The sequence below is a fragment of the Amycolatopsis pretoriensis genome (assembly GCF_900107925.1).
GTDB lineage: Bacteria > Actinomycetota > Actinomycetes > Mycobacteriales > Pseudonocardiaceae > Amycolatopsis > Amycolatopsis pretoriensis.
In genome coordinates, this window is record NZ_FNUJ01000006.1 from 444,021 (window position 1) to 465,113 (window position 21,093).

A 21,093-nucleotide genomic window follows, 5' to 3' on the forward strand; every position below is an offset into this window, starting at 1 on the left:
GCGATGGACTTCGGGATGGTGCTGCAGACGGATCCGCCCGCCCGGGACGTCGTGCGGCTCATGAAGGACGCCGAGGACGCCGGGTTCCGCTACGGCTGGACGTTCGACTCCTGCGTGCTGTGGCAGGAACCGTTCGTCATCTACTCGGCGATCCTCGCGGCGACGTCGTCGCTGGTCGTCGGGCCGATGGTGACCAGCCCGGGCACGCGCGACTGGTCGGTGATGGCGTCGACGTTCGCGACGCTGAACGACATGTACGGCAACCGGACGGTCTGCGGCATCGGCCGCGGCGACTCCGCCCACCGGGTGGTCGGGAAGCCACCGTCCACTTTGGCCACCGTGCGCGACTGCATGCGCGTGGTCAAGGACCTCGCCGAGGGCCGCGCGGTGGAGATGAACGACAAGACCGTGCAGATCCCGTGGATCCGCAACGGACGGCTCGAGATGTGGATGGCCGGCTACGGGCCCAGGGCGCTGCAGACGGTCGGCGAACACGCCGACGGCTTCATCCTGCAGTGCGCGGACCCGGCGATCACCCGCTGGACGATCGGCGCGGTCCGCGACGCGGCCCGAGCGGCCGGCCGAGACCCGGGCGGCATCACAATCTGCGTCGCAGCCCCGGCATACGTCGGCGACGACCTGCCGCACCAGCGCGAACAGCTGCGCTGGTTCGGCGGAATGGTCGGCAACCACGTCGCGGACCTGGTCGCGCGCTACGGCTCGTCGGGTGCGGTACCACGCGAGCTGACGGACTACATCCGCGAGCGGGAGGGGTACGACTACAGCCACCACGGCAAGGCGGGCAACCCGTCGACGGAGTTCGTCCCGGACGAGATAGTCGACCGGTTCTGCTTGCTGGGCCCACCGTCGGCGCACGTCGAGCGGCTGCAGGAGCTGGCCGAGCTGGGCGTGAACCAGTTCTCGCTGTATTTGATGCACGACGACCGCGAGGCAACACTGGCGTCCTACGGGTCGCAGATCATCCCGAAGCTCACCGCGTAACCCGTCGTGAGTGGTAATTCGGGTGCTAACCCGAATTACCACTCACGACCGCGGTTGTTACATCCGAAGCGGATCAGCCGACTCACCCGGCATGGACCCTGCCGAAGCCCCACCCCTCCTCGACGACCTGACGCCGATGGAGAAGAAGGTGATCGAGGGCGCCCGCCGCGGAGTCAGGACCGGTTCGGGGACAACCGAGAGCGCGGAGGCCCTCGCGACCACCGACGACCCGGCGTTGCAGGTCCGGGCGGACTTGCTGCGTGAGCTGCTGATGGGACGCCGGGGCGAACTCGATCCGCGCGGGGTCAGCATCCGAGGATTTCGGGTCATGGGCAGGCTGGACCTCGACCAAGTTTCAGCCGTAGCCAAACTGGAGCTGACGAAGTGCGCCCTGCCAGACGGCACGAGCATGCGAGGCGCCAGACTTCGCGACCTGTTCATGGTCGGATGCGTTGTCTCTTCCATCAACGGCGATCGCCTCCGAACCGAAGGCAATCTCAAGCTGCAGGGGATTTCGACCAGCGGGCCGATCCGGCTCCTCAACGCCCGGATCGGCGGTCAACTCGACCTTGACAACTCGCTGTTGAAGAACCCCGCCGGACCGGCGGTCAACATGGACAGTCTGCTCGTTACCGCCAGCATATTCATGCGTGGCGTCAAAGCGACCGGAACCGGCGAAAGCGGAACGATACGCATGCGCTCCGCCCAAGTCAACGGTCAAGTAGAAATCACTGGTTCCCGCATCGAGAACACATCCGGTCCAGCCTTGAGCGCAGAACGTCTGCGCGTTGACAACAGCCTCCACCTGAAGAGATCCACTTTCTCCGGATGCGATTCACATAGCACGGTGCGACTGACGTCCGCGAATGTCGTCGGCCAGCTCAGCCTGGAGCAAGCGACGCTGCGCAACAGCCGCGGCGCTGCCCTTCATGCGGACCACCTGAAAACAGGCGGAGCTCTTCACTTGATGGGCGCCAACATGGAGGGAGGCGGCACAGAAGGAGTGATCACGCTGTTCGGCGCCCAGATCGACGCACGGGTCGTTCTAACGAAGATGGCACTGACAGGAGAGACAGGGCGTCTTCTCAACCTTGCGAACGCCACGTTCAAACAGCCCCTGACCATGCCATCTTCGCTGATCTGCCGTCAGGCCGAGACCAACACCGGAAAGCGCCGGTGCGCGAGCAGTGACCGGAAGATCTCGGTCCGGGGATTTGTGTTCACCGACCTCGAGGACATCACCTGGCGCCAGTGGCTCCACCTGCTCGTCCACCACACGAACAAGTACTTCCCCCAGCCCTACCAGCAGCTCGCCGCGACCGAGCGAGCCGCCGGTCACGACAACAACGCCCGCACGGTACTGATCGTCCAGCAAGAGGACCTTCGCCGACGCGCTCCCGAAGCCCTCGGCGGCCTGGCCGCGCTGTGGCGGCACCGGATCTGGGGCTGGCTGGGCCGGTACGGCTACCGCGCCCACCGGCTCGTCGCGACGTTGCTCCTGGCCCTCGTCCTCGCCGGCGCCCTCGGTTATGGCGCCGGCCAAGTGACCACCCGGCCGACCCACCACGCCGCCGAGCGCGTTCTCCCCGCCACCGCACCCGTCGACGCTCCCGGCACCGCCTGCTCGACCGCCGAACTCATCGGCCTCGGAATCGACCGCGGCCTTCCGATCGGCGCGACCGGCCTACGCTCACGTTGTGACCTCGACACCGGCACGCGCTGGGGACAGGCGTTCACCTACGCGATCTGGGTACTCCAAGCCTTGCTCTGGGCGTTGGCCACTTTGGCCGTCGCGGCCTACACGGGTCTTGTCCGCAAGCCGGCGTGACGCGCGTAGGGCCTGCCCCACCCCGGTTCCGGGGGCGCGCACCAGCGCGCCTCCGGTGCCGGTGGCGGGACCATCGGGCCCATGAATTCTCCGAAAGTCCGTGCTGCGCTGGCTCTGGGGGCCGTCGCGAGCGTGGTCGCTTTGAGTGCGCCCGCGGGCGCCGCCAGCCCCGCCGGAATCGTCTGGGAAGACTCCTGCTCCGCCGGGTACCAGTGTGGCCACCTCGACGTTCCACTGTCCTATCAGGACCCGTCCGCCGGCACCGTGTCCGTCGCCGTCAGCCGATTGCCCGCCACCGACCAGGCCCACAAGCTGGGCACCATCTTCTACAACCCCGGCGGCCCCGGCTCGTCCGGACGGTACGCGCCCGCGTTGACGCCCTTCCTGCACCAGCGCTTCGACATCGTCGGGTTCGACCCGCGTGGCGTCGGGGCCAGCTCGAAGATCCACTGCTTCACCGATCCGTCGCAACTCGAAGTGCTGCAACGCGCGCTCGGCACGTTCCCGCTGACCCGCGACGCCGAACAACGGCAGATCGCCGACACGAAGACCGTCACCGACCTCTGCGAGCAGAACGCCGGCCCGCTGGCGAACCACCTCTCGACCGGGACGATCGCGCGTGACCTCGACCGGCTGCGGGCGGCGTTCAGCGAGCCGAAACTGCGGTACTACGGGAAGTCGTACGGCACCTACCTCGGCGAGACCTACGCCAACCTGTTCCCCGGCCGGGTGGGTTCGCTGGCCCTCGACGCCGTCGACGACCCGGTGCGCTGGTCCACCGGCAGCGGCCCGATGAGCTACCGGCTGCGCGGCTACGAAGACGGGCCGCGAGCTGTCCAGTCCTTTTTGGACGCTTGCGCGGCCCGTTGCGCCTTCGACTACGACGCGATCCTGGACCGGCTCGAAGCCGGCCCCATCACGGTGACGGACACCGCCGGCAAGCAGACGTCAGTCACCTACCAGAGCGCGATCGCCCGGATCCACAACTACCTCACCGACGCGCAGTCCGCGCCGCAGCTGGCCGCGTTCCTGCAGGCGCTGGCGGATCCGGCCAGCCGTGCACCGGCGGAAAACGGCGGTCCGCCGGACGTCGACTCCCTGCTGGGCGGCGGCGCGACGCTGTGTTCGGACGCGGCGAACCCGCGCGATCCGGCCGTCTGGTGGGACTACGCCCAGCGCGCCGACCGGATCGGGCGCGGCTTCGGACCGTACGACGTCTACAAGACGCTCCCCTGCGCCACCTGGGACGTCTCGGACCCGGGCCGGTACGCGGGCCCGTGGAACCGGCCGACGGCGCCGATCCTGCTCCTCGCCAACCGCCAGGGCGACCTGGAAACGCCGTACGCCGGAGCGCAGCGGACCGAAAAGCTGCTGGCCAACGCCCATCTGCTGAGCCTCGACACCTACGGCCACGGTTCGCGTGGCAAGAGCGCGTGCGTGGACGCGTGGCTCGATCGCTACTACGGCACCGGTTCCGTGCCCGGCAACGGCGCGCTCTGCGCTCCGGACCACGGCCCCTTCGACTGACGGCGGACCGCGGTGGCCGGTCGCCCCGGCCACCGTCCGGTCAGTCGCTCGTGCCCTCTTCGGGCTTCTTCTCCGCCTTCTCGGAAGGCGTCCGGTGGTCGACCTCGATGGTCCATTCCTTGGCCAGCGCGGCGATCGCACCGACCGCGGCGACCACGGGGGCGGCGATCACGGCCACGACGCCGGCCGTGACCGGTATCTCCAGCACCGTGTGGCCATCGTCGTTCTTGATCCGGATCCGCCGCACGTTGCCTTGGCGGATGAGTTCCTTGACCCGCGCGACCAGCGCCTGGCCGCGGAACCGTTCGGTGGGCTTCGGCGTCGGGCTGTCGACCGTCATGTTCGTTCCTCCTCGGGATGGGGCTGCTCCCCGATTCTGCCCGAGCCGGGAGTCACCGCTGCGCCGCGGCGTGCAGGTAGGCCATCGCCGCTTCGGGGTCGCCGAGCCAGCCCTCGTAGTCGGCCGGGTTCTCGAAGAGGTGCGCGAACCGGTGCGCCACTTCGGGAACCCGCTGGGCGGCGGCCAGCGTCGCGAGGACGTGCTCCGGGGGCGGCGCCAGCAGGTCGTTGTTGAAGCGCGTCGCGTGCCGGGCGTGGTGCCAGTAGCGGGCGAAGGCGTCGTGCATGAACTCTTCGTCGAACGGCCGGTCGCCGCGGTCGACGATGGCCTCATGGTACGCCCGGGCCGCGCGGGCGGCCATGTTCGCGCCCTGGCCGCCGACCGGGTCGTTGGTCACCGCGGTGTCGCCCATCGCGAGGACCTTCGCCCCGGACGGCAGCGTGCCCACCGGGTGCCGCACGATCGGCGTGATCCGGCCGTGCAGCATCTCGGTGGGCGCCACGGGACGCGCGTTGTCCAGCAACGTCGCCTGCCAGGGGTAGTGCGTGCGCAGCAGTTTCCGGGCGGTCTCGTAGTGCTGGTCGACGTCGGCGACGCCGTCCCAGACGTCCATCGGGCCGCCGGGCACGCCGAAGAAGCCGATGCCGTGCACCGGGCCGTGCACCGACAGCACCGGGAGCAGGAAGAATTCGCCGACCGGCGCCATGCCGAAGGTGAGGCCGGGCACGGCGTCGAGCGGGCCGGCCACGTAGAGGATGCCGATCGCCCGCTGCGGTTCGCGGTAGGGCGAGCGGTCGTCGTCACGCGGGAAGAGCGCGTCGAACTGCGGCCCGCGCCCGGCCGCGACGACGAGCAGCTCGAACTCGCGGGCGCGTTCGTCGAGGTCGTCCGGGGTGACGCGGCGGACGCGGAGGTCGCCGCCGAGACGCTCGAACTCCGTCATCCAGTCGGCGACCTTGACGCGCTGGTCGACCGACTGGGCCGGCCGATCGAGCCCGACGCGCCAGGAAATGGCGGGCTCGGCACCTTCGCCGGCGGCGGCGAAGGCGACTTCGCGGATGGGCGGGGCTTCCCAGAAATTGATGCCGAGCGCGCGTTCTCGCTGGAGGGCGGGGTCGAAGAGGCACTGATTGGAGATGAGCCGCCCTTCGCGCACGGCTTCCGCCGGGCGCTCGGCGAAGACCGTGACGTCGTAGCCGCGTTGCTGCAGCCCGATACCGAGGACGAGCCCCGCCTGTCCCGCTCCGACGATCCCGATCCGCCGCATGGCCGCCTCCCCGGAAACCCTTTAATGCCAACGTACTCGATTTCCGGGAACCGGCCCTGCCCGATCGGGCGGCCGCTAGGGTGGGCCGGTGACGGAACCGCCGAAGGGATTCGACCGCACGCTCCTCCTGCGCGACGGCCGCCGGGTGCGCGTCCGCCCGCTGACCCCGCAGGACGCGCCGGAGCTGGGCGAAGCGATCCGGAACGCGGACCCGGAGACGCTCCGCCGCCGGTTCTGCGGCTCGGCCCCGCGCGTGACACCCCGCCTGCTGGAGCGGCTGACGGTGCTGGACTACGAGCGCCGGTTCGCCCTGGTGGCCCGCTCGTTGGAGGGCGCGGGGGTGGCGGTGGCCCGGTACGAGGCAACGGGCCGGCGGATGGCGGAGGTGGCGATAGCGGTGGCCCCGGCGTGGCGGCGGGTGGGGTTGGCGTCGGCGTTGCTCCACATGCTGGGGCTGGCGGCGTTGGAGCGCGGGTTCGAGCGGTTCACGGCGGTTTATTCGGCGGACAACCGTCCGGTGGCGGAGTTGTTGGACTATGCCCGGGGGAGCCGGGTGATCGCCGAGGGGGTGGCCGAGGCGGAAGTGCGGCTGCGGGATCATCCCGCGGCGCCCGCGGTAGCCGCTCTGGAGCCGAGTTTTTCCTTTTTCAAGCCGAGTCCGTAACAGACCGGCCGGCCGCACCGATCCAGGCCGCGCACCTCGTTCCCCGCACAGAACGGCACCGGCATGGACATCGCCGAGCGCGCGCAAGCCCTCGCCCTGAAGATCCGCAAGCACAAGGACGCCATCGAGACCGAAGAGGCGACCAAGAACGCCTTCGTGATGCCGTTCATCAGCACCGTCCTCGGTTACGACGTGTTCAACCCGGCCGAGGTGATCCCGGAGTTCACCGCCGACGTGGGCACGAAGCGGGGCGAGAAGATCGACTACGCGATCGTGCACGACGGCCAGGTGCAGGTGCTCGTCGAGGCCAAGAAGATCAACGATCCGCTCCGGATCGAGCACGCGTCCCAGCTCTTCCGCTACTTCGCCGTCACGAACGCCCGGATCGCCGTGCTGACGAACGGCCAGGTGTACGAGTTCTACACCGACCTCGACGCGCCGAACCGGATGGACGCCAAGCCGTTCCTGGTGCTGGACTTCGCCGACATCGACGACACCCTGCTGCCCGAACTGGCCAAGCTGACGAAGGAGTCGTTCGACCTCGACTCGGTCATCAGCGCCGCCGGTGAGCTCAAGTACATCGGGCAGCTGAAGCGCATCCTCGCCACCCAGTTCAAGGAACCCGAAGACGAGTGGGTCAAGTTCCTGACCACGCGGGTGTACGAAGGCGCCTTCACGCAGAAGGTCCGCGAGCAGTTCGGCCCGCTGGTGGCCAAGGCGGCGGGCCAGTTCCTGAACGAGCAGGTCAACGACCGGCTGAAGAACGCCCTCGGCGGACCCGACTCCTACGTCAGCGTCTCGGGCGGCAGCACCGCGCAACCCGAGCAGCCGCAGCCCCAGCCGGCCGTCGAAGCGGACGACGCCGAGCGCGTCGTCACGACCGAGGAGGAGCTCGAGGGCTTCCGGATCGTCCGCGCGATCGTCTGCGCAGAAGTGCCCGTCGCCCGGGTCGCCGCGAGGGACACCCAAATCTACTTCGGCGTCCTCCTGGACGACAACAACCGCAAGCCGATCGCCCGCCTGTGGTTCAACCGGTCGAAGAAGTACCTCGGCGTGTTCGACGAGAACAAGGTCGAAACCCGGCTGCCGATCACTTCGGTCGAGGACATCTACCAGCACGCGGAGCACCTGCGCGGCACGGTGGCGCGGTACCTCGCCACCGTGCGGCCGCCGGAACCGGACCTTCAGTCCACCAGCGCCTGGTAGACCAGCTGCCTCAACTGCGACCGCAGCCGATAAGTACTCGACGGCAACAGCTGCGTATAAAACCCGACCGTCAAATCCTCATCCGGATCCACCCAAAAAGCCGTAGAAGCCGCCCCGCCCCAAGCGAACTCCCCCGCCGACGACAACGTCCGCGCCTTCACCGGGTCCTCCAGTACCGAGAACCCCAACCCGAACCCGTGCCCGTCGAACGGCATCTCCGCGAACAACGGCCGCCCGTACTCCTCCAGGTCCACGTGCCCGGGCAGGTGGTTCGAAGCCATCAGCGACACCGTTCGCGGCGACAACAGCCGGACGTCGTCCAATGCTCCCCCGCGCAACAACATCTCCGTGAACCGCCAGTAGTCCCCCGCCGACGACACCAACCCGCCGCCACCGGAAAGGCAGTCCGGGCGCGACATCCCCAGCCGGCCGAACGCGTCGTTCCGGACCAGCCCGTCCGCCGAGGGCACATAAAGCGCAGCCAACCGCGAAACCGACGAGGCCACGAAACCCGTGTCCGTCATCCCCAACGGCGTGAAGATCCGCGACGCGAAGAACTCGTCCAGTGGCAGCCCCGAAACCACCTCGACGAGCCGCCCGAGGACGTCCGTCGCCACCGAGTAGTTCCACTCCGCTCCCGGCTGGAACACCAGTGGCAACGACGCCCACCGCTCCGAACACGCCGCCAGGTCCAGGCCCGGCGGTGTCCCCCACTCGAAGCCCGCCGAACGGTAGATCGCGTCCACCGGGTGGCCGTGGTGGAAGCCGTACGTCAGGCCCGCCGTGTGCGTCAGCAGGTGCCACACCCGGATCGGCGTCGTCGCCGGCTCCGTCAGCGGGGACAACGCCGACCCCTTCACGTACACCCGCGGCGACGCGAACTCCGGCAGCCAGCGCGAGATCGGGTCGTCCAGCTCCAGGAGGCCCTCTTCGGCGAGCATCATCGCCGCGACCGACGTGATCGGCTTCGTCATCGAGAAGATGCGCCACAGCGTGTCGGTCTCCACCGGGGTGCCCGCCTCGACGTCGCTGTGGCCGCCGCTGCCGACGTGCACGATCCGGCCGTGCCTGCTCACCACCGCGAGCCAGCCCGGCAACCGTCCGTTTTCGACATACCGGTCGAAGTGCGCGTCGATGCGGGAAAGCCGGTCCGCGTCGAACCCGGCTTCGGCCGGGTCGACGTCCACCTTGAGGTTCGCCATGCGGCGAGGTTACTTCTCGCGGGCCCGTTCGGCCGCCTTCTCCTCGCGCCAGGCTTCGTCGTCCTTGCCGACGCGCCAGTACCCGGAGATGGACAGCAGCTCGCGCCGCACGCCGCGCTCGTCGAGCAGGTAGCGCCGCAGGTCGCGGACGAAGCCCGCCTCGCCGTGCACGAACGCCTGGACGACGCCGTCGCGCCACGGCACCGCGCGCACCGCCTCGGCGACGTCGCCGCCGGCCGACCGGTGCAGCCACGTGATCTGCGCGTCGGCCTTCGTGACCAGCGACTGTTCCTCGGCGGCGTTCTCGACCAGGATCACGGCGTGCGCCGGGACACCCGCCGGGAGCGCCTCCAGCGACGCCGCGATGGCGGGCAACGCGCTTTCGTCGCCGGCCAGCAGGTGCCAGTCCGCCTCGCCGCCCGGCGCGTACGCGCCACCGGGGCCCGACAGCAGCAGCTCGTCGCCGACCCGCGCGGCCGCCGCCCACGGGCCGGCGATGCCCTCGTCGCCGTGGTGGACGAAGTCGAAGGTCAGCTCGCCGGCCTGCGGGTCGAACGCCCGGACCGTGTACGACCGCATCCGCGGCCAGTGCTCGCGTGGCAGCGTCGCCCGGCACTCCTGGACGTCGAACGGCTCCGGGTACTCGACGCCCGGGACCTTGAACAGCACCTTCACGTACGCGTCGGTGAACGCGTTGGGCCGGAAATCGGCGATGCCCTCGCCGCCCGCCACGATCCGGATCATGTGCGGGGTCAGCCGCTCGGTGCGCAGCACGCGCAGTTTCACCGCGGGCCGTCCGGACCGCCGGGGTGCTTCGGCCATCGGCCAACTCCTCGCTCAGCTACTAAGGCTTACCTAAGCAACCGTACGCGCCGGGACCGGCCCGTGGCCATCGGGCCGTCCCAGTTCTTCGACCAGCAGGGCGAAATCGGCGGCCGTCTTCGCCCGGAACCCGACGAAGAACCGGTTGGCCACGGGGACACCCCAGCGTCCCCGGGTCGCCGCGTTGACCACGCGGTGCTCGACCCGCGCACCACCCGGATCGGCCGTCACGCGGTACTCGCCGCGGTACCACCAGCCCCCTTGCACCGCGAGGAACCCCCGTTCCGCGTCGATCTCCGTCCGCATCGGGTAGCCGCCCCCGGTCACCCGCCGGCGCAGCGCCTCGAACACCTCGGCCGGCGGCCGCGCGACGACCCCCGACGCCTCCGCAAGCGTTTTCACCCGCGCGGATCCGAGACGCGCGTGTTCTGGAACGCCGTGATCAGCCACTCGCCGTCCTCCTCGACGAGCACGAAGCTGACGGTCGATTCGCGGCCCTCGTCGGTGGTGTCCGCGCCGGTGACCGACGAGCCGCCACCGACGACGACCACGGCGACGTCGGGCCGGACGAACCGCACCTTCGCCGCCGCGCCGAGCTGCCCGGTCAGCTTGGAGCCCTTCAGCGGCCCCTCGAAGAGGGCGCGGTGCGAGCTTTCGATCGCCTCGCGGCCGGGGAAGTTGAGGCCGAAGAACGTCACGTAGTCGGCGTCTTCGGTGAAGAGCCGGCCGTACGCGGTCGCGTCGCCGGCGTTCCAAGCATCGGTGAGACGTCCGAGCACAGCCCGGACGTCGGTTTCCGCAGTAGTCATGAGATCCCCTTAACGAACGCTGTTCGTTTTACGAACACCGTTCTACATACGAACGCTGTTCGCGTCAAGTACAGTGTTCGCGTGACCGTTCCCCTGCCCCCGTGGCGCAGCGCCCCGCGCCGGCGTGCCGCCAAACCCGCGCTCTCCCAGGAGCTCGTCGTGAAAACGGCGCTGGAGATCCTGGCGAAGGAGGGCCTCGACGCGGTCACCATGCGACGGGTCGCCCAAGAGCTGGAGACCGGACCCGCGTCGCTCTACGCCCACGTGGCCAACAAGGACGAGCTGGCGGAGCTGATGCTCGACGCCGTGCTCGCCGAAGCGCCGATCCCGGAGCCGGACCCGGCGCACTGGGACGAGCAGGTCAAGGACCTGGTCCGCGGCCAGATCCGGGTGATGGTCGCGCACCCCGGGATCGCCCGGGTGGCGTGGGACATCGCGGTGCCGGTCACGCCGAGTTCGCTGCGGCAGGGTGAGGCGATGCTCGCGCTGCTGCGAGCGGGCGGCCTGACGCTCAAGCAGGCGACCTTCGCGGGCGACGCGCTGGCGCTCTACGCCAAGGCGTACGCGTACGAAGCGAGCGGCTGGACCTGGGGCGACATCGATGAGGCCGAGACCGCGAAGCGCGGCGAGCAGATGGTCGCGTACATGCGCTCACTGCCCGCCGACGCGTTCCCGAACATGCTGCGGATCGGCGAGTTCTTCTCCGCCGAGACCGCGACCGAACGCCTGGAGTTCGCGCTCGACGTCTACCTCGCCGGCCTGAAGGTCGTGGCGGCGAAGAACCGATGATCCGGGTGCGACCGGGACTCGTGGTCCTCGTCGGGCCGCCGGCCTCGGGCAAGACCAGCTTCGTCCGGGCGCTGATCGCGCGCCGGCAGATCGACGAAGAAGCCGTGGTGTCCAGCGACGAGATCCGCGCGGAGCTCGCGGACACCACACCCGACGCCCGGATCTTCGACGAGCGCGACCGGCGGATCGTCGCCAGGCTCGCCGCCGGGCGGACCGCGATCGCCGAGTCGACGAACGTCACCCCGCCCGCGCGCGCCCGGCTCGTCGCGATCGCCCGGCGCTTCGACGCCCCGGTAACCATGCTGCGGTTCACCCCGGACGTCGCCGACCTGCTCCGGCAGCACGCGGAACGGGGGCGTCCGGACGTCAGCGCCGAGGATGTCCACGCCTACGCCACGGTCATGGCGCAAACCGCCGCCGCGCACCAACTGCGCTCCGAAGGCGCGACCGCCGTGCACGACGTCCCCGGACGCGGTCAGGCCACGACGCCCGCCGAGGCCGCCGCGCAGTTCTCCTTCAGCTGACACCTACGGCCGCAGGACGATCTTGCCGCGCGTGTGGCGCTGTTCCAGCTCGCGGTAGGCGTCCCGGACGTCGGCCAGCGGGTAGACGCCCGCGATCGGGACCTCCAGGAGTCCCTTGCCCACCAGCAGGCTCAGCTCACGCAGCACCTCGGCCGACGCGCCCGCCATGTTCCCGTCGGTCTTCACGTTGTACTTCGCGGCCGCCTCGAAGTCGATGACCGTGTTGATCCGACCGGGGTGGATGCCCAGGTGCAGCGCCAGTTCGACGTACCCGGAACCGAACGTGTCGACGAACGCGTGCACGCCGTCGGGCGCGGCTTCCTTGATCCGGTCGAGGACGCCTTCGCCGTAGGCCACCGGGATGACACCCAGCTCGTGCAGCCACGCGTGGTTCGCGGGACCGGCCAGGCCGATCACCGTCGCACCGGACAGCAGCGCCAGCTGGACGGCGAGCGATCCGACGCCGCCGGCCGCGCCCGAGACGACGACCGTGTCGCCCTCGCGCGGGCACACCGCGGCCGTCGCCGCGTAGGCGGTCGTCCCCGCGACGAACAAAGCGCCCGCGACTTCCCACGGCACGTCGTCCGGCTTCGGCGTGAGGTCCGAGGCCTCCGCGACGACGTACTCGGCGTGACTCGACCGCGTGTGCACGAAGCCGATCACCTCGTCGCCGACGGCGATCTCCTCGACGCCGTCGCCGAGTTCCGCGACGACACCCGCGAAGTCACTGCCCTGCCCGGACGGGAACGTCGCCGGGAAGCGCTCGTGCAGGAAGCCCTGCCGGATCGCGGCCTCGCCCGGGTTGATCCCGGCGGCACGGACCTCGACGAGCACCTGGCCCGGGCCCGGTGCCGGCCGCGGCACGTCCTCGACCCGGAGGACCTCCACGTCGCCGTACTCGTCGAACCTGATCGCGCGCGCCATGGGGCCTCCTAAGTCGTTGCTCGATACAAGCAACGACCGGGCGGCCGGTTTTAATTCCCGCTAGCCCGCGAGACGCCGGACGACGCCGTCGGCCAGCAGCCGGCCGCGGTCGGTCAGGACCGCGCGGCCGCGGGAGTCCAAAGCGGACGGATCGAGCAGGCCTTCGGCCGCGGCCGCCCGGGCTTCGGCGAGGCCGGGCTCGTCGAGCACGTCCAGCGGAAGCCCTTCCGCGACGCGCAGTTCGAGCATGATCCGCTCGAGGTGCTGGTCGTCGTCGCTGAGCACTTCGCGGCCGCCCGCGGGCGAGTCGCCGGCGGCGAGCAGGGCCGCGTAGCGCGCCGGGTGCTTGACGTTCCACCAGCGCACGCCACCGACGTGGCTGTGTGCGCCCGGACCGGCGCCCCACCAGTCGTCGCCGCGCCAGTAGCCGAGGTTGTGGCGGCAGCGGGCGGCGTCGGACGCCGCCCAGTTCGACACTTCGTACCAGCGCAGCCCGGCCGCCGACAGCGTCGCGTCGATCATTTCGTAGTCCGCGGCCAGCACGTCGTCGTCCGGCGCCGGCAGCTCGCCGCGGCGGACGCGGCGGGCCAGCGCGGTGCCCTCCTCGACGATCAGCGCGTACGCCGAGACGTGGTCGACCCCGGCGGCCAGCACGGCGTCGAGCGTCGACAGGAGGTCGTCGGGACGCTCGCCGGGCGTGCCGTAGATCACGTCGAGGTTCACGTGCTCGAACCCGGCCGCGCGTGCCTCGGCGGCGGCCTGGCCCGGCCGGCCGGGGGTGTGCACGCGGTCGAGGATCTTCAGCACGTGCGGCGCCGCCGACTGCATGCCGAGCGAAACGCGCGTGTAGCCGGCTTCGCGGATGCCGGCGAAGAACTCCGGCGACGTCGATTCCGGGTTCGACTCGGTCGTCACCTCGGCGCCCGGGGCGAGGCCGAAGACGTCGCAGACGGCGTCGAGCACCGAGGCGAGACCGTCGGCGCCGAGCAGCGAGGGCGTGCCGCCGCCGACGAACACGGTTTCGGCGGCGGGCGGCACGACCAGCACGCGCGCGGCGAGCTCCAGCTCGCGCCGCAGCCCGTCGAGCCAGGACTGCGGCGACGCGCCGGAGTCGAGCTCGCCCGCGGTGTAGGTGTTGAAATCGCAGTAGCCGCAGCGGGTCGCGCAGAACGGGACGTGCACGTAGACCCCGAACGGCCGGCTGCCGACGCCTTTCAGCGCGCTTTCGGGCAGCGTGAGGTCGGTCGGGGAATCGGGCATGACCCGATTGTCCCCTACGGAGCCGGGGTGTTCGCCGCCACCCACTCCGGGTCGGCGGGGATCATCTCGATGACGTCCAGCAGCACGCCGTTGGGGTCGGCGACGTAGAAGTGCCGCTGCCCCCAGGGCTCGTCGACGACCGGCGTGACCAGTTCCACACCCGCTTCCGCCAGCCGTTTCGCCTCCCCGGTCGCGTCTTCGACGACGAGCCCGAACATCAGCCCGGTCGTCTCCGCGGCCCGGTAGCCCTCGGGCACCGAATCGTGTCCGCGCCGGACGAAGCTGATCTCGTAGCCGGGCGCGCCGGCGTTGACACTCGCGAACCAGTCCAGCTCGACCGTGACCGGCAGCCCGATCACGTCCGCGTAGAAGCGGGTGGTCGCGGCGACGTCGTCGACCAGGTACCCCGCCCCGAAACCCTTGACCTGCATCCCCAGTTCCTCTCCGTCAAACCACTATGCTTGTAGTACTCTAGACGTAGTGGTTTGAATCGGGCAAGGAGAACTTCTGTGCGGCAGAACACCGAACGACGGACAGCCCTGACCGACGCGGCCATCGAGGTGCTGGCCCGGGACGGCGCGCGCGGACTCACCTACCGGGCGGTGGACACCGAGGCGGGCGTGCCGCCCGGCACGACGTCGAACTACTTCCGCGACCGCGACCAGCTGCTGGCCGAGGCGGGTGACCGCGTGCACGTCCGGCTGTCGGCGCCGGCGGAGGTCCTGGCCGATCCGCGCGCCGAAGAGCCGTCGACCGGGCGGGTCACCGCACTGCTCGGCGACCTGATGACCCGGCTGACCACCCGCCGCAGCTCCTACCTCGCGCTGCTCGAACTGCGCCTGGAGGCGAACCGGCGCCCCGATCTCGCGGCGGCGCTGACCGCGACCGTGAAGGAGAGCTTCGACATCAGCGTCGGCTTCCACGAAGCCGCCGGGCTGCCGGGCGGACGTGACGAAGTCCTGCTGCTCTATCTGGCCCTGACCGGCCTGACCGTCGAGCGGTTGACATTGCCCGAAGCCTTCTCCGGATACTCGGATGCCCAGGTCGTGGGCCTGTTGGTCGACCGCATTCTCCCAGGCGAGTGAGCCTGCTCCCAGTATTCGGGCACGCTTGGATCACATCGTGGACACGTGGCACGCTGACGCCGTGACTCATGCCGGTGTTCTCCTCGTGGCGCGCCGCCACGTCGACCTCCTGCGGGTCGCGAGCGCCCTCTGCGCACCCGTTCGTTGACTGCCGTCGCCACCACCTGCCACGAATCTGGACAGCCGGCGCCGGGGGAAACCGCGAGCCGGTGTCCTCCGCTGCCACGAAAAGCCTCTCGGAGGACGCCGTCATGGCCACGCCCACGCGTCAGACCCCCGCCCGCCCCGCGCGCGCCAAGCAGAAGCGCGGTGAGGGGCAGTGGGCGCTCGGTTACCGGGAGCCGCTGAACCCGAACGAGCGGTCCAAGAAGGACGACCACCCGCTCAACGTGCGGGCGCGGATCGAGAACATCTACGCCCACCGCGGGTTCGACGCGATCGACCCCGGTGACCTGCGCGGCCGGTTCCGCTGGTTCGGCCTCTACACCCAGCGCAAGCCGGGCATCGACGGCGGCCGCACCGCGACGCTGGAGCCCGAAGAGCTCGACGACCGCTACTTCATGCTGCGGGTCCGGCTCGACGGCGGTGCGCTGACCACGGAGCAGCTGACCGTCCTCGGCGAGATCTCGCAGGCGTACGCGCGGGACACCGCCGACATCACCGACCGGCAGAACATCCAGTACCACTGGATCCGGATCGAGGACGTGCCGACGATCTGGGCGAAGCTCGAGAACGCCGGCATGACCACGATGGAGGCGTGCGGCGACAGCCCGCGCGTCATGCTCGGCTCGCCGGTCGCCGGCATCTCGGCCGCGGAGGTCATCGACGGCACGCCCGCGCTGGACGAGATCAAGCGCCGCTACATCGGCAAGCCCGAGTTCGCGAACCTGCCGCGCAAGTTCAAGACCGCGATCTCCGGCCTCCCCGACGTGGCGCACGAGATCCACGACGTCGCGTTCGTCGGCGTGAACCACCCCGAACACGGCCCCGGCTTCGACGTCTGGGTCGGCGGCGGCCTGTCGACCAACCCGATGCTCGGGCAGCGCCTCGGCGCCTGGGTTTCGCGGGACGAGGTGCCCGACGTCTGGGAAGGCGTCATCTCGATCTTCCGCGACTACGGCTACCGGCGGCTGCGCTCCCGGGCCCGGATCAAGTTCCTCGTGAAGGACTGGGGTGCGGAGAAGTTCCGGCAGGTGCTGCAGGACGAGTACCTCAAGCGCGAGCTGATCGACGGCCCACCGCCGGAGAACCCGGCCCTGCCGGTCGACCACGTCGGGGTGCACCCACAGGTCGACGGCAACTTCTACGTCGGCGCGGCGCCGATCGCCGGACGCGCGAGCGGCGGCACGCTCGTCGCCGTCGCCAAGGCGGCCGAGCGGGCCGGCTCGACCCGGGTGCGGTTCACGCCGCTGCAGAAGATCGTCGTGCTGGACGTGCCCGAGGCCCAGGTCCCCGCGCTCGAGGCCGAGCTGGCCGAGATCGGGCTGGAGACGAAGCCGTCGCCGTGGCGGCGCGGTGTGATGGCCTGCACCGGGCTGGAGTTCTGCAAGCTCGCCATCGTCGAGACGAAGGCCCGCGCGCAGCAGCTCGTCGCGGACCTGGAGAAGTCCCTCGCGGACATCCAGGACGGCCTCGACACGCCGGTCACCGTGCACCTCAACGGCTGCCCGAACTCCTGCGCGCGGATCCAGACCGCGGACATCGGCCTCAAGGGCCAGATCGTCACCGACGCCGACGGCAACCAGGTCGAAGGCTTCCAGGTGCACCTCGGCGGCGGGCTCGGCCTCGACGCCGGGTTCGGCCGGAAACTGCGTGGCCACAAGGTGACTTCGGGCGAGCTGACCGGGTACGTCGAGCGCGTGGTGCGGGCGTACGTGGCCGGCCGCGAACCCGGCGAGCGGTTCCCGCAGTGGGCCGCGCGGGCCGAAGAAAGCGCGCTCCAGTGACCGAGCGAGCCACGCCGTACTACTGCCCCTATTGCGGCGACGAGGACCTGCGGCCGGAAGAGAACGGCGGCTGGCTGTGTTCCGGCTGTCGCCGGGTTTTCTCGGTCAAGTTCCTCGGACTGTCCCTTCCGGAGGTGTCCCGATGACCGCCACTGCCGACTACAAGACCCTCGCCGAGCGCGCTTCTCGCGAACTCGCCGACGCCAGCGCCGACGAGGCGATCCGCTGGACCGTCGAAACGTTCGGCGACGACTTCATCGTCGCGTCCAACATGCAGGACGCCGTCCTGATCGACCTCGCCACGAAGGTGAAGTCCGATGTGGACGTCCTCTTCCTGGAGACGGGCTACCACTTCCCGGAGACGATCGGCACGCGGGACGCCGTGCAGGCGGTCTACCCGGACGTTCGCATCGTCAACGCGCAGGCCGAGCAGAGCGTCGCCGAGCAGGACGCCGAATACGGCGCGAAGCTGCACGACCGTGACGCCACGCTGTGCTGCAACCTGCGGAAAGTGGTGCCGCTGCGCAAGACCCTGGCGAACTACTCGGCGTGGATCACCGGTGTCCGCCGGGTCGACGCGCCGACCCGCGCGAACACCCCGATCGTCACCTGGGACGACCGCAACGGCCTGGTGAAGGTCAACCCGATCGCGGCGTGGAGCGACGACGAGTTCAACGGCTACATCCGGGACCACTCGATCCTGGAGAACCCGCTGGTCTCGATCGGCTACCTCTCGATCGGCTGCGCGCCCTGCACGGCTCGCGTGGAGCCCGGCCAGGACCCGCGCAGCGGCCGGTGGGCGGGCCAGAGCAAGACCGAGTGCGGACTGCACGGCTGAGGAAGGGACGCATGACGACCTTGGAGCCCGCTACTGACGCGGCGCAGGACAATCTCGCGGCTTTGGAGTCCGAAGCCATCCACATCTTCCGGGAGGTGGCGGGCGAGTTCGACCGGCCGGTGATCCTCTTCTCCGGCGGCAAGGACTCGACCCTGCTGCTGCACCTGGCGATCAAGGCGTTCTGGCCGGCGCCGGTGCCGTTCCCGCTGCTGCACGTCGACACCGGGCACAACTTCGACGAGGTCATCGAGTTCCGCGACCGCGTGGTCGAGCGCCACGGCCTGCGCCTGGTCGTCGCGAAGGTCCAGGACTGGATCGACGACGGGCGGCTGGAAGAGCGCGCCGACGGGATGCGCAACCCGCTGCAGACCACGCCGTTGCTCGACACGATCGCGGAGAACAAGTTCGACGCCGTGTTCGGCGGCGGCCGCCGCGACGAGGAACGCGCCCGGGCGAAGGAGCGGATCTTCAGTCTTCGCAACGCCTTCGGCCAGTGGGAACCGCGCCGGCAGCGGCCCGAGCTGTGGAACCTCTACAACGGCCGGCACCGCCCGGGCGAGCAGGTCCGCGTCTTCCCGCTGTCCAACTGGACCGAGGCCGACGTCTGGAACTACATCGCCCGCGAGAAGGTCGAACTGCCGTCGATCTACTACGCGCACCAACGCGAGGTCTACCTGCGCGACGGGATGTTGCTGGCCGAAGGCCCGTGGGGCGGCCCGCGGCCCGGTGAAGAGATCCGCGAGCGGACCGTCCGCTACCGGACCGTCGGCGACGGCTCGTGCACCGGGGCGATCGAGTCCACCGCGACCACCGTCGAAGACGTCATCGCCGAGGTGTCGGCCTCGCGGCTGACCGAACGCGGCTCCAGCCGCGCCGACGACCGGATGTCCGAGGCGGCGATGGAAGACCGCAAGCGTGAGGGGTACTTCTGATGAGCTCGCTTCTCCGCTTGGCCACGGCCGGCAGCGTCGACGACGGAAAGTCCACTTTGGTCGGCCGTCTGCTGTACGACACGAAGTCGGTGCTCGCCGACCAGCTCGACGCCGTCACGCGCGCGTCCGTCGACAAGGGACTGTCCACTCCGGACCTGTCGCTGCTCGTCGACGGCCTGCGCTCGGAGCGCGAGCAGGGCATCACCATCGACGTCGCCTACCGGTACTTCGCCACGCCGAAGCGGTCGTTCGTGCTGGCCGACACACCGGGGCACGTGCAGTACACGCGTAACACGGTGACCGGCGCGTCGACCGCGCAGCTGGCCGTGCTGCTGGTCGACGCGCGCAAGGGCGTCATCGAGCAGACCCGGCGGCACGCGGCCGTGCTGGCCCTGCTCGGCGTGCCGCAGCTGGTGCTCGCGGTGAACAAGATCGACCTGGTCGACTACGACGAGGCGACCTTCACCGTGATCGCCGAGGAGTTCGCCGCGCACGCCCTTTCGCTGGGCTACGCACGGGGTTCGGTCCTCGCGATCCCGGTGTCCGCGCTGGAAGGCGACAACGTCGCGACCCGCTCGGAGCGGACGCCTTGGTACACCGGCCCGAGCCTGCTGGAGCACCTGGAGGACGTGCCGGTCGCGCCGGACCCGCACGACTCGGCACTGCGGTTCCCGGTGCAGTACGTCATCCGCCCGCGCACGCCGGAGTACCTCGACTACCGGGGTTACGCGGGCCAGATCGCCGCGGGCACGGTCCGGCCGGGCGACGAGATCGTCGTGCTGCCGCAGGGCATCCGCAGCCGCGTCGAGCGCATCGACACCGCCGACGGCCCCTTGGCCGAGGCCGGCGCCGGGACGTCGGTGACGCTGCTGCTGACCGACGACATCGACATCTCCCGCGGCGACCTGATCGCCGCGGCGGACGCACCGCCGCGGGTCACCGACGAGATCACCGGCACGCTGTGCTGGCTGTCGTCGAAGCCGCTGAAGGCGGGTGCGCGCGTGCTGGTCAAGCACGGCACCCGCACGGTCCAGGCACTGGTCGGCGAGCTGCACGCGCGGTTCGACGAGCAGACACTGTCCAGTGTGGACTCGCCTGCTTCGCTGGAGCTCAACGACATCGGCCGCGTCACGCTGCGGCTGGCCGAAGAGCTGGGCGTGGACGACTACGGCGTCAGCCCGCGCACGGGAGCGTTCCTGGTGATCGACCCGAAGGACGGCGACACGCTGGCCGCGGGCCTGGTGGGTGAGCGCTTCTCGTGACGCCACCCCTGATCGCCGTCGCGCACGGCAGCCGCGACCCCCGCTCGGCGGCGACCGTGCGGGCACTCGTCGACGTCGTGCGCGCGCAGGCGCCGGGCGTGCCGGTGCACGAGTCCTTTCTGGACTTGTCCGCCCCGCTCGTCACCGACGTGTTGCGGGGGTTGTACGACTCCGGCCACCGGACCGCGGTGGTGGTGCCGCTGCTGCTGGGCAGCGCGTTCCACGCGCGGGTCGACTTGCCGGCGTTGATCGAGGACGTCGTTTCTTCGTGCCCCGGCTTCCGGAACCAGGTGTCGGACGTGCTGGGCGCGGACCCGGCACTGGAGGAGGTGGCCCTGGACCGGCTGGCCGCCGCGCCGCGCCGGCGTGACACGGGGGTGCTGCTGAGCGCGGTGGGGTCGTCCAACGCTTCGGCGAACGCGGTCGTCGCTTCGCTGGCGGCGCGGTGGGAAGAGCGGCTGGGGGTCCCGGTGAGCGAGGCGTTCGCTTCGGCTACGCAGCCGGCCATCCCGGCCGCGGCCGAGCGGTTGCGTTCACGCGGGGTGCGGCACTTGGTCGTGGCGTCGTGGTTCCTGGCGCCGGGGTTGCTGCCGGACCGGATCGCCGCACTGGCCCGCGACGAGGACCCGCAGGCGTTCGTCGCGGAACCCCTCGCCGACGACCCGCGGGTCGCGGACGTCGTGATCAGCAGGTACGCCACCGCGGTGAGCGGGCTGCTCCGCCAGTACGCCTGACCCGACGTCCGTGAGTACGAAGCCGCCGCCGGGTCCGAAGCCGCGCGGACGAACCGCAAGCTCCACGACCGCTGGGCCACGACCCCGCTCGCACAGCTGCCCCAGGAGCTCCCCGCGGCGCAGTGGACCGAA

Annotated in this window: 24 protein-coding genes; 15 read left to right on the plus strand and 9 right to left on the minus strand. The window is 70.3% G+C overall.

From position 1 onward, the window contains the following. Nucleotides 1-3 precede the first annotated feature (3 nt). From BLV96_RS28240 to BLV96_RS28250, 3 genes are all read left to right on the plus strand, one after another. Nucleotides 4-1,002 (plus strand): TIGR03842 family LLM class F420-dependent oxidoreductase, encoded by a 999-nt coding sequence (locus tag BLV96_RS28240; protein WP_086679081.1) that lies wholly within the window; start codon nucleotides 4-6, stop codon nucleotides 1,000-1,002. Nucleotides 1,003-1,093: 91 nt separating this feature from the next. Beyond that, nucleotides 1,094-2,830, plus strand: coding sequence for a hypothetical protein (locus BLV96_RS28245; RefSeq protein WP_208608340.1), 1,737 nt, complete (start codon nucleotides 1,094-1,096; stop codon nucleotides 2,828-2,830). 81 nt (nucleotides 2,831-2,911) lie between these two features. After that, nucleotides 2,912-4,357 carry an alpha/beta fold hydrolase gene (locus BLV96_RS28250; protein ID WP_086679082.1) on the plus strand — a complete coding sequence of 482 codons (1,446 nt, stop codon included), beginning with the start codon at nucleotides 2,912-2,914 and terminating at the stop codon, nucleotides 4,355-4,357. A gap of 40 nt (nucleotides 4,358-4,397) precedes the next feature. Here BLV96_RS28250 and BLV96_RS28255 read toward each other — a convergent pair whose 3' ends face one another. Next, complete coding sequence (locus tag BLV96_RS28255) at nucleotides 4,398-4,697, minus strand: DUF4342 domain-containing protein (protein WP_086679083.1); 300 nt, start codon at nucleotides 4,695-4,697, stop codon at nucleotides 4,398-4,400. A gap of 52 nt (nucleotides 4,698-4,749) precedes the next feature. Continuing rightward, nucleotides 4,750-5,964, minus strand: a complete 1,215-nt coding sequence (locus tag BLV96_RS28260; RefSeq protein ID WP_086679084.1) for a styrene monooxygenase/indole monooxygenase family protein — start codon at nucleotides 5,962-5,964, stop codon at nucleotides 4,750-4,752. 88 nt (nucleotides 5,965-6,052) lie between these two features. On the opposite strand from BLV96_RS28260, the gene BLV96_RS49310 reads away from it, so the two are divergent. After that, nucleotides 6,053-6,628, plus strand: coding sequence for a GNAT family N-acetyltransferase (locus BLV96_RS49310; RefSeq protein ID WP_143051033.1), 576 nt, complete (start codon nucleotides 6,053-6,055; stop codon nucleotides 6,626-6,628). 63 nt (nucleotides 6,629-6,691) lie between these two features. Next, nucleotides 6,692-7,834, plus strand: coding sequence for a type I restriction endonuclease (locus BLV96_RS28270; RefSeq protein WP_091389610.1), 1,143 nt, complete (start codon nucleotides 6,692-6,694; stop codon nucleotides 7,832-7,834). Here BLV96_RS28270 and BLV96_RS28275 read toward each other — a convergent pair. From BLV96_RS28275 to BLV96_RS28290, 4 genes are read right to left on the minus strand one after another with little or no spacing between them, the layout of a single operon-like run. Further along, nucleotides 7,813-9,036, minus strand: a complete 1,224-nt coding sequence (locus BLV96_RS28275; protein WP_086685261.1) for a serine hydrolase domain-containing protein — start codon at nucleotides 9,034-9,036, stop codon at nucleotides 7,813-7,815. The genes BLV96_RS28270 and BLV96_RS28275 overlap by 22 nt on opposite strands. Before the next feature lie 9 nt (nucleotides 9,037-9,045). Then, nucleotides 9,046-9,858: a siderophore-interacting protein gene (locus BLV96_RS28280; protein ID WP_167379757.1), complete on the minus strand. Its 813-nt coding sequence runs from the start codon at nucleotides 9,856-9,858 to the stop codon at nucleotides 9,046-9,048. A gap of 33 nt (nucleotides 9,859-9,891) precedes the next feature. Continuing rightward, nucleotides 9,892-10,260 carry a hypothetical protein gene (locus BLV96_RS28285; RefSeq protein ID WP_086676876.1) on the minus strand — a complete coding sequence of 123 codons (369 nt, stop codon included), beginning with the start codon at nucleotides 10,258-10,260 and terminating at the stop codon, nucleotides 9,892-9,894. After that, on the minus strand, nucleotides 10,257-10,667 hold the full coding sequence (locus BLV96_RS28290; RefSeq protein ID WP_086676875.1) for an SgcJ/EcaC family oxidoreductase: 411 nt from the start codon (nucleotides 10,665-10,667) through the stop codon (nucleotides 10,257-10,259). The genes BLV96_RS28285 and BLV96_RS28290 overlap by 4 nt, the downstream gene beginning before the upstream one ends. An 81-nt stretch (nucleotides 10,668-10,748) precedes the next feature. Here BLV96_RS28290 and BLV96_RS28295 point away from each other — a divergent pair, with 81 nt between their 5' ends. Together BLV96_RS28295 and BLV96_RS28300 are read left to right on the plus strand one after the other, a co-directional pair. Then, the gene (locus tag BLV96_RS28295; protein WP_244180528.1) at nucleotides 10,749-11,456 is read left to right on the plus strand and encodes a TetR/AcrR family transcriptional regulator; all 708 of its coding nucleotides are present in this window, start codon (nucleotides 10,749-10,751) and stop codon (nucleotides 11,454-11,456) included. Then, a complete protein-coding gene (locus tag BLV96_RS28300; RefSeq protein WP_167379758.1) occupies nucleotides 11,453-11,980 on the plus strand; it encodes an ATP-binding protein in 528 nt (175 codons plus the stop codon). The genes BLV96_RS28295 and BLV96_RS28300 overlap by 4 nt, the downstream gene beginning before the upstream one ends. A 3-nt stretch (nucleotides 11,981-11,983) precedes the next feature. Here BLV96_RS28300 and BLV96_RS28305 read toward each other — a convergent pair whose 3' ends face one another. Genes BLV96_RS28305 through BLV96_RS28315 form a run of 3 tightly spaced genes read right to left on the minus strand, consistent with a single transcriptional unit; the run spans nucleotide 11,984 to nucleotide 14,595 of the window. Further along, nucleotides 11,984-12,904 carry an NADP-dependent oxidoreductase gene (locus BLV96_RS28305; protein ID WP_086676874.1) on the minus strand — a complete coding sequence of 307 codons (921 nt, stop codon included), beginning with the start codon at nucleotides 12,902-12,904 and terminating at the stop codon, nucleotides 11,984-11,986. A 60-nt stretch (nucleotides 12,905-12,964) separates the two neighbouring features. After that, the gene (gene hemW, locus BLV96_RS28310; protein WP_086676873.1) at nucleotides 12,965-14,164 is read right to left on the minus strand and encodes a radical SAM family heme chaperone HemW; all 1,200 of its coding nucleotides are present in this window, start codon (nucleotides 14,162-14,164) and stop codon (nucleotides 12,965-12,967) included. A 14-nt stretch (nucleotides 14,165-14,178) separates the two neighbouring features. Beyond that, a complete protein-coding gene (locus BLV96_RS28315) occupies nucleotides 14,179-14,595 on the minus strand; it encodes a VOC family protein (RefSeq protein WP_086676872.1) in 417 nt (138 codons plus the stop codon). A 78-nt stretch (nucleotides 14,596-14,673) separates the two neighbouring features. On the opposite strand from BLV96_RS28315, the gene BLV96_RS28320 reads away from it, so the two are divergent. The 8 genes from BLV96_RS28320 (at nucleotide 14,674) to BLV96_RS28355 (ending at nucleotide 20,961) form a co-directional block, all read left to right on the plus strand. Then, a complete protein-coding gene (locus tag BLV96_RS28320) occupies nucleotides 14,674-15,249 on the plus strand; it encodes a TetR/AcrR family transcriptional regulator (protein WP_086676871.1) in 576 nt (191 codons plus the stop codon). Next, on the plus strand, nucleotides 15,200-15,397 hold the full coding sequence (locus tag BLV96_RS51560; protein ID WP_086676870.1) for a putative leader peptide: 198 nt from the start codon (nucleotides 15,200-15,202) through the stop codon (nucleotides 15,395-15,397). Before BLV96_RS28320 ends, BLV96_RS51560 begins: the two co-directional genes overlap by 50 nt. 103 nt (nucleotides 15,398-15,500) lie before the next feature. Beyond that, a complete protein-coding gene (locus tag BLV96_RS28330; protein ID WP_086676869.1) occupies nucleotides 15,501-17,195 on the plus strand; it encodes a nitrite/sulfite reductase in 1,695 nt (564 codons plus the stop codon). After that, nucleotides 17,192-17,341: an eL43 family ribosomal protein gene (locus BLV96_RS50820; protein ID WP_086676868.1), complete on the plus strand. Its 150-nt coding sequence runs from the start codon at nucleotides 17,192-17,194 to the stop codon at nucleotides 17,339-17,341. Before BLV96_RS28330 ends, BLV96_RS50820 begins: the two co-directional genes overlap by 4 nt. Then, nucleotides 17,338-18,033, plus strand: coding sequence for a phosphoadenylyl-sulfate reductase (locus tag BLV96_RS28340; protein ID WP_086676867.1), 696 nt, complete (start codon nucleotides 17,338-17,340; stop codon nucleotides 18,031-18,033). Before BLV96_RS50820 ends, BLV96_RS28340 begins: the two co-directional genes overlap by 4 nt. A gap of 11 nt (nucleotides 18,034-18,044) precedes the next feature. Next, a complete protein-coding gene (gene cysD, locus BLV96_RS28345) occupies nucleotides 18,045-18,965 on the plus strand; it encodes a sulfate adenylyltransferase subunit CysD (RefSeq protein ID WP_086676866.1) in 921 nt (306 codons plus the stop codon). Further along, a complete protein-coding gene (locus tag BLV96_RS28350) occupies nucleotides 18,965-20,227 on the plus strand; it encodes a sulfate adenylyltransferase subunit 1 (RefSeq protein ID WP_086676865.1) in 1,263 nt (420 codons plus the stop codon). The genes cysD and BLV96_RS28350 overlap by 1 nt, the downstream gene beginning before the upstream one ends. Continuing rightward, nucleotides 20,224-20,961, plus strand: coding sequence for a sirohydrochlorin chelatase (locus BLV96_RS28355; RefSeq protein ID WP_086676864.1), 738 nt, complete (start codon nucleotides 20,224-20,226; stop codon nucleotides 20,959-20,961). Before BLV96_RS28350 ends, BLV96_RS28355 begins: the two co-directional genes overlap by 4 nt. The last annotated feature ends 132 nt before the right edge of the window (nucleotides 20,962-21,093 follow it).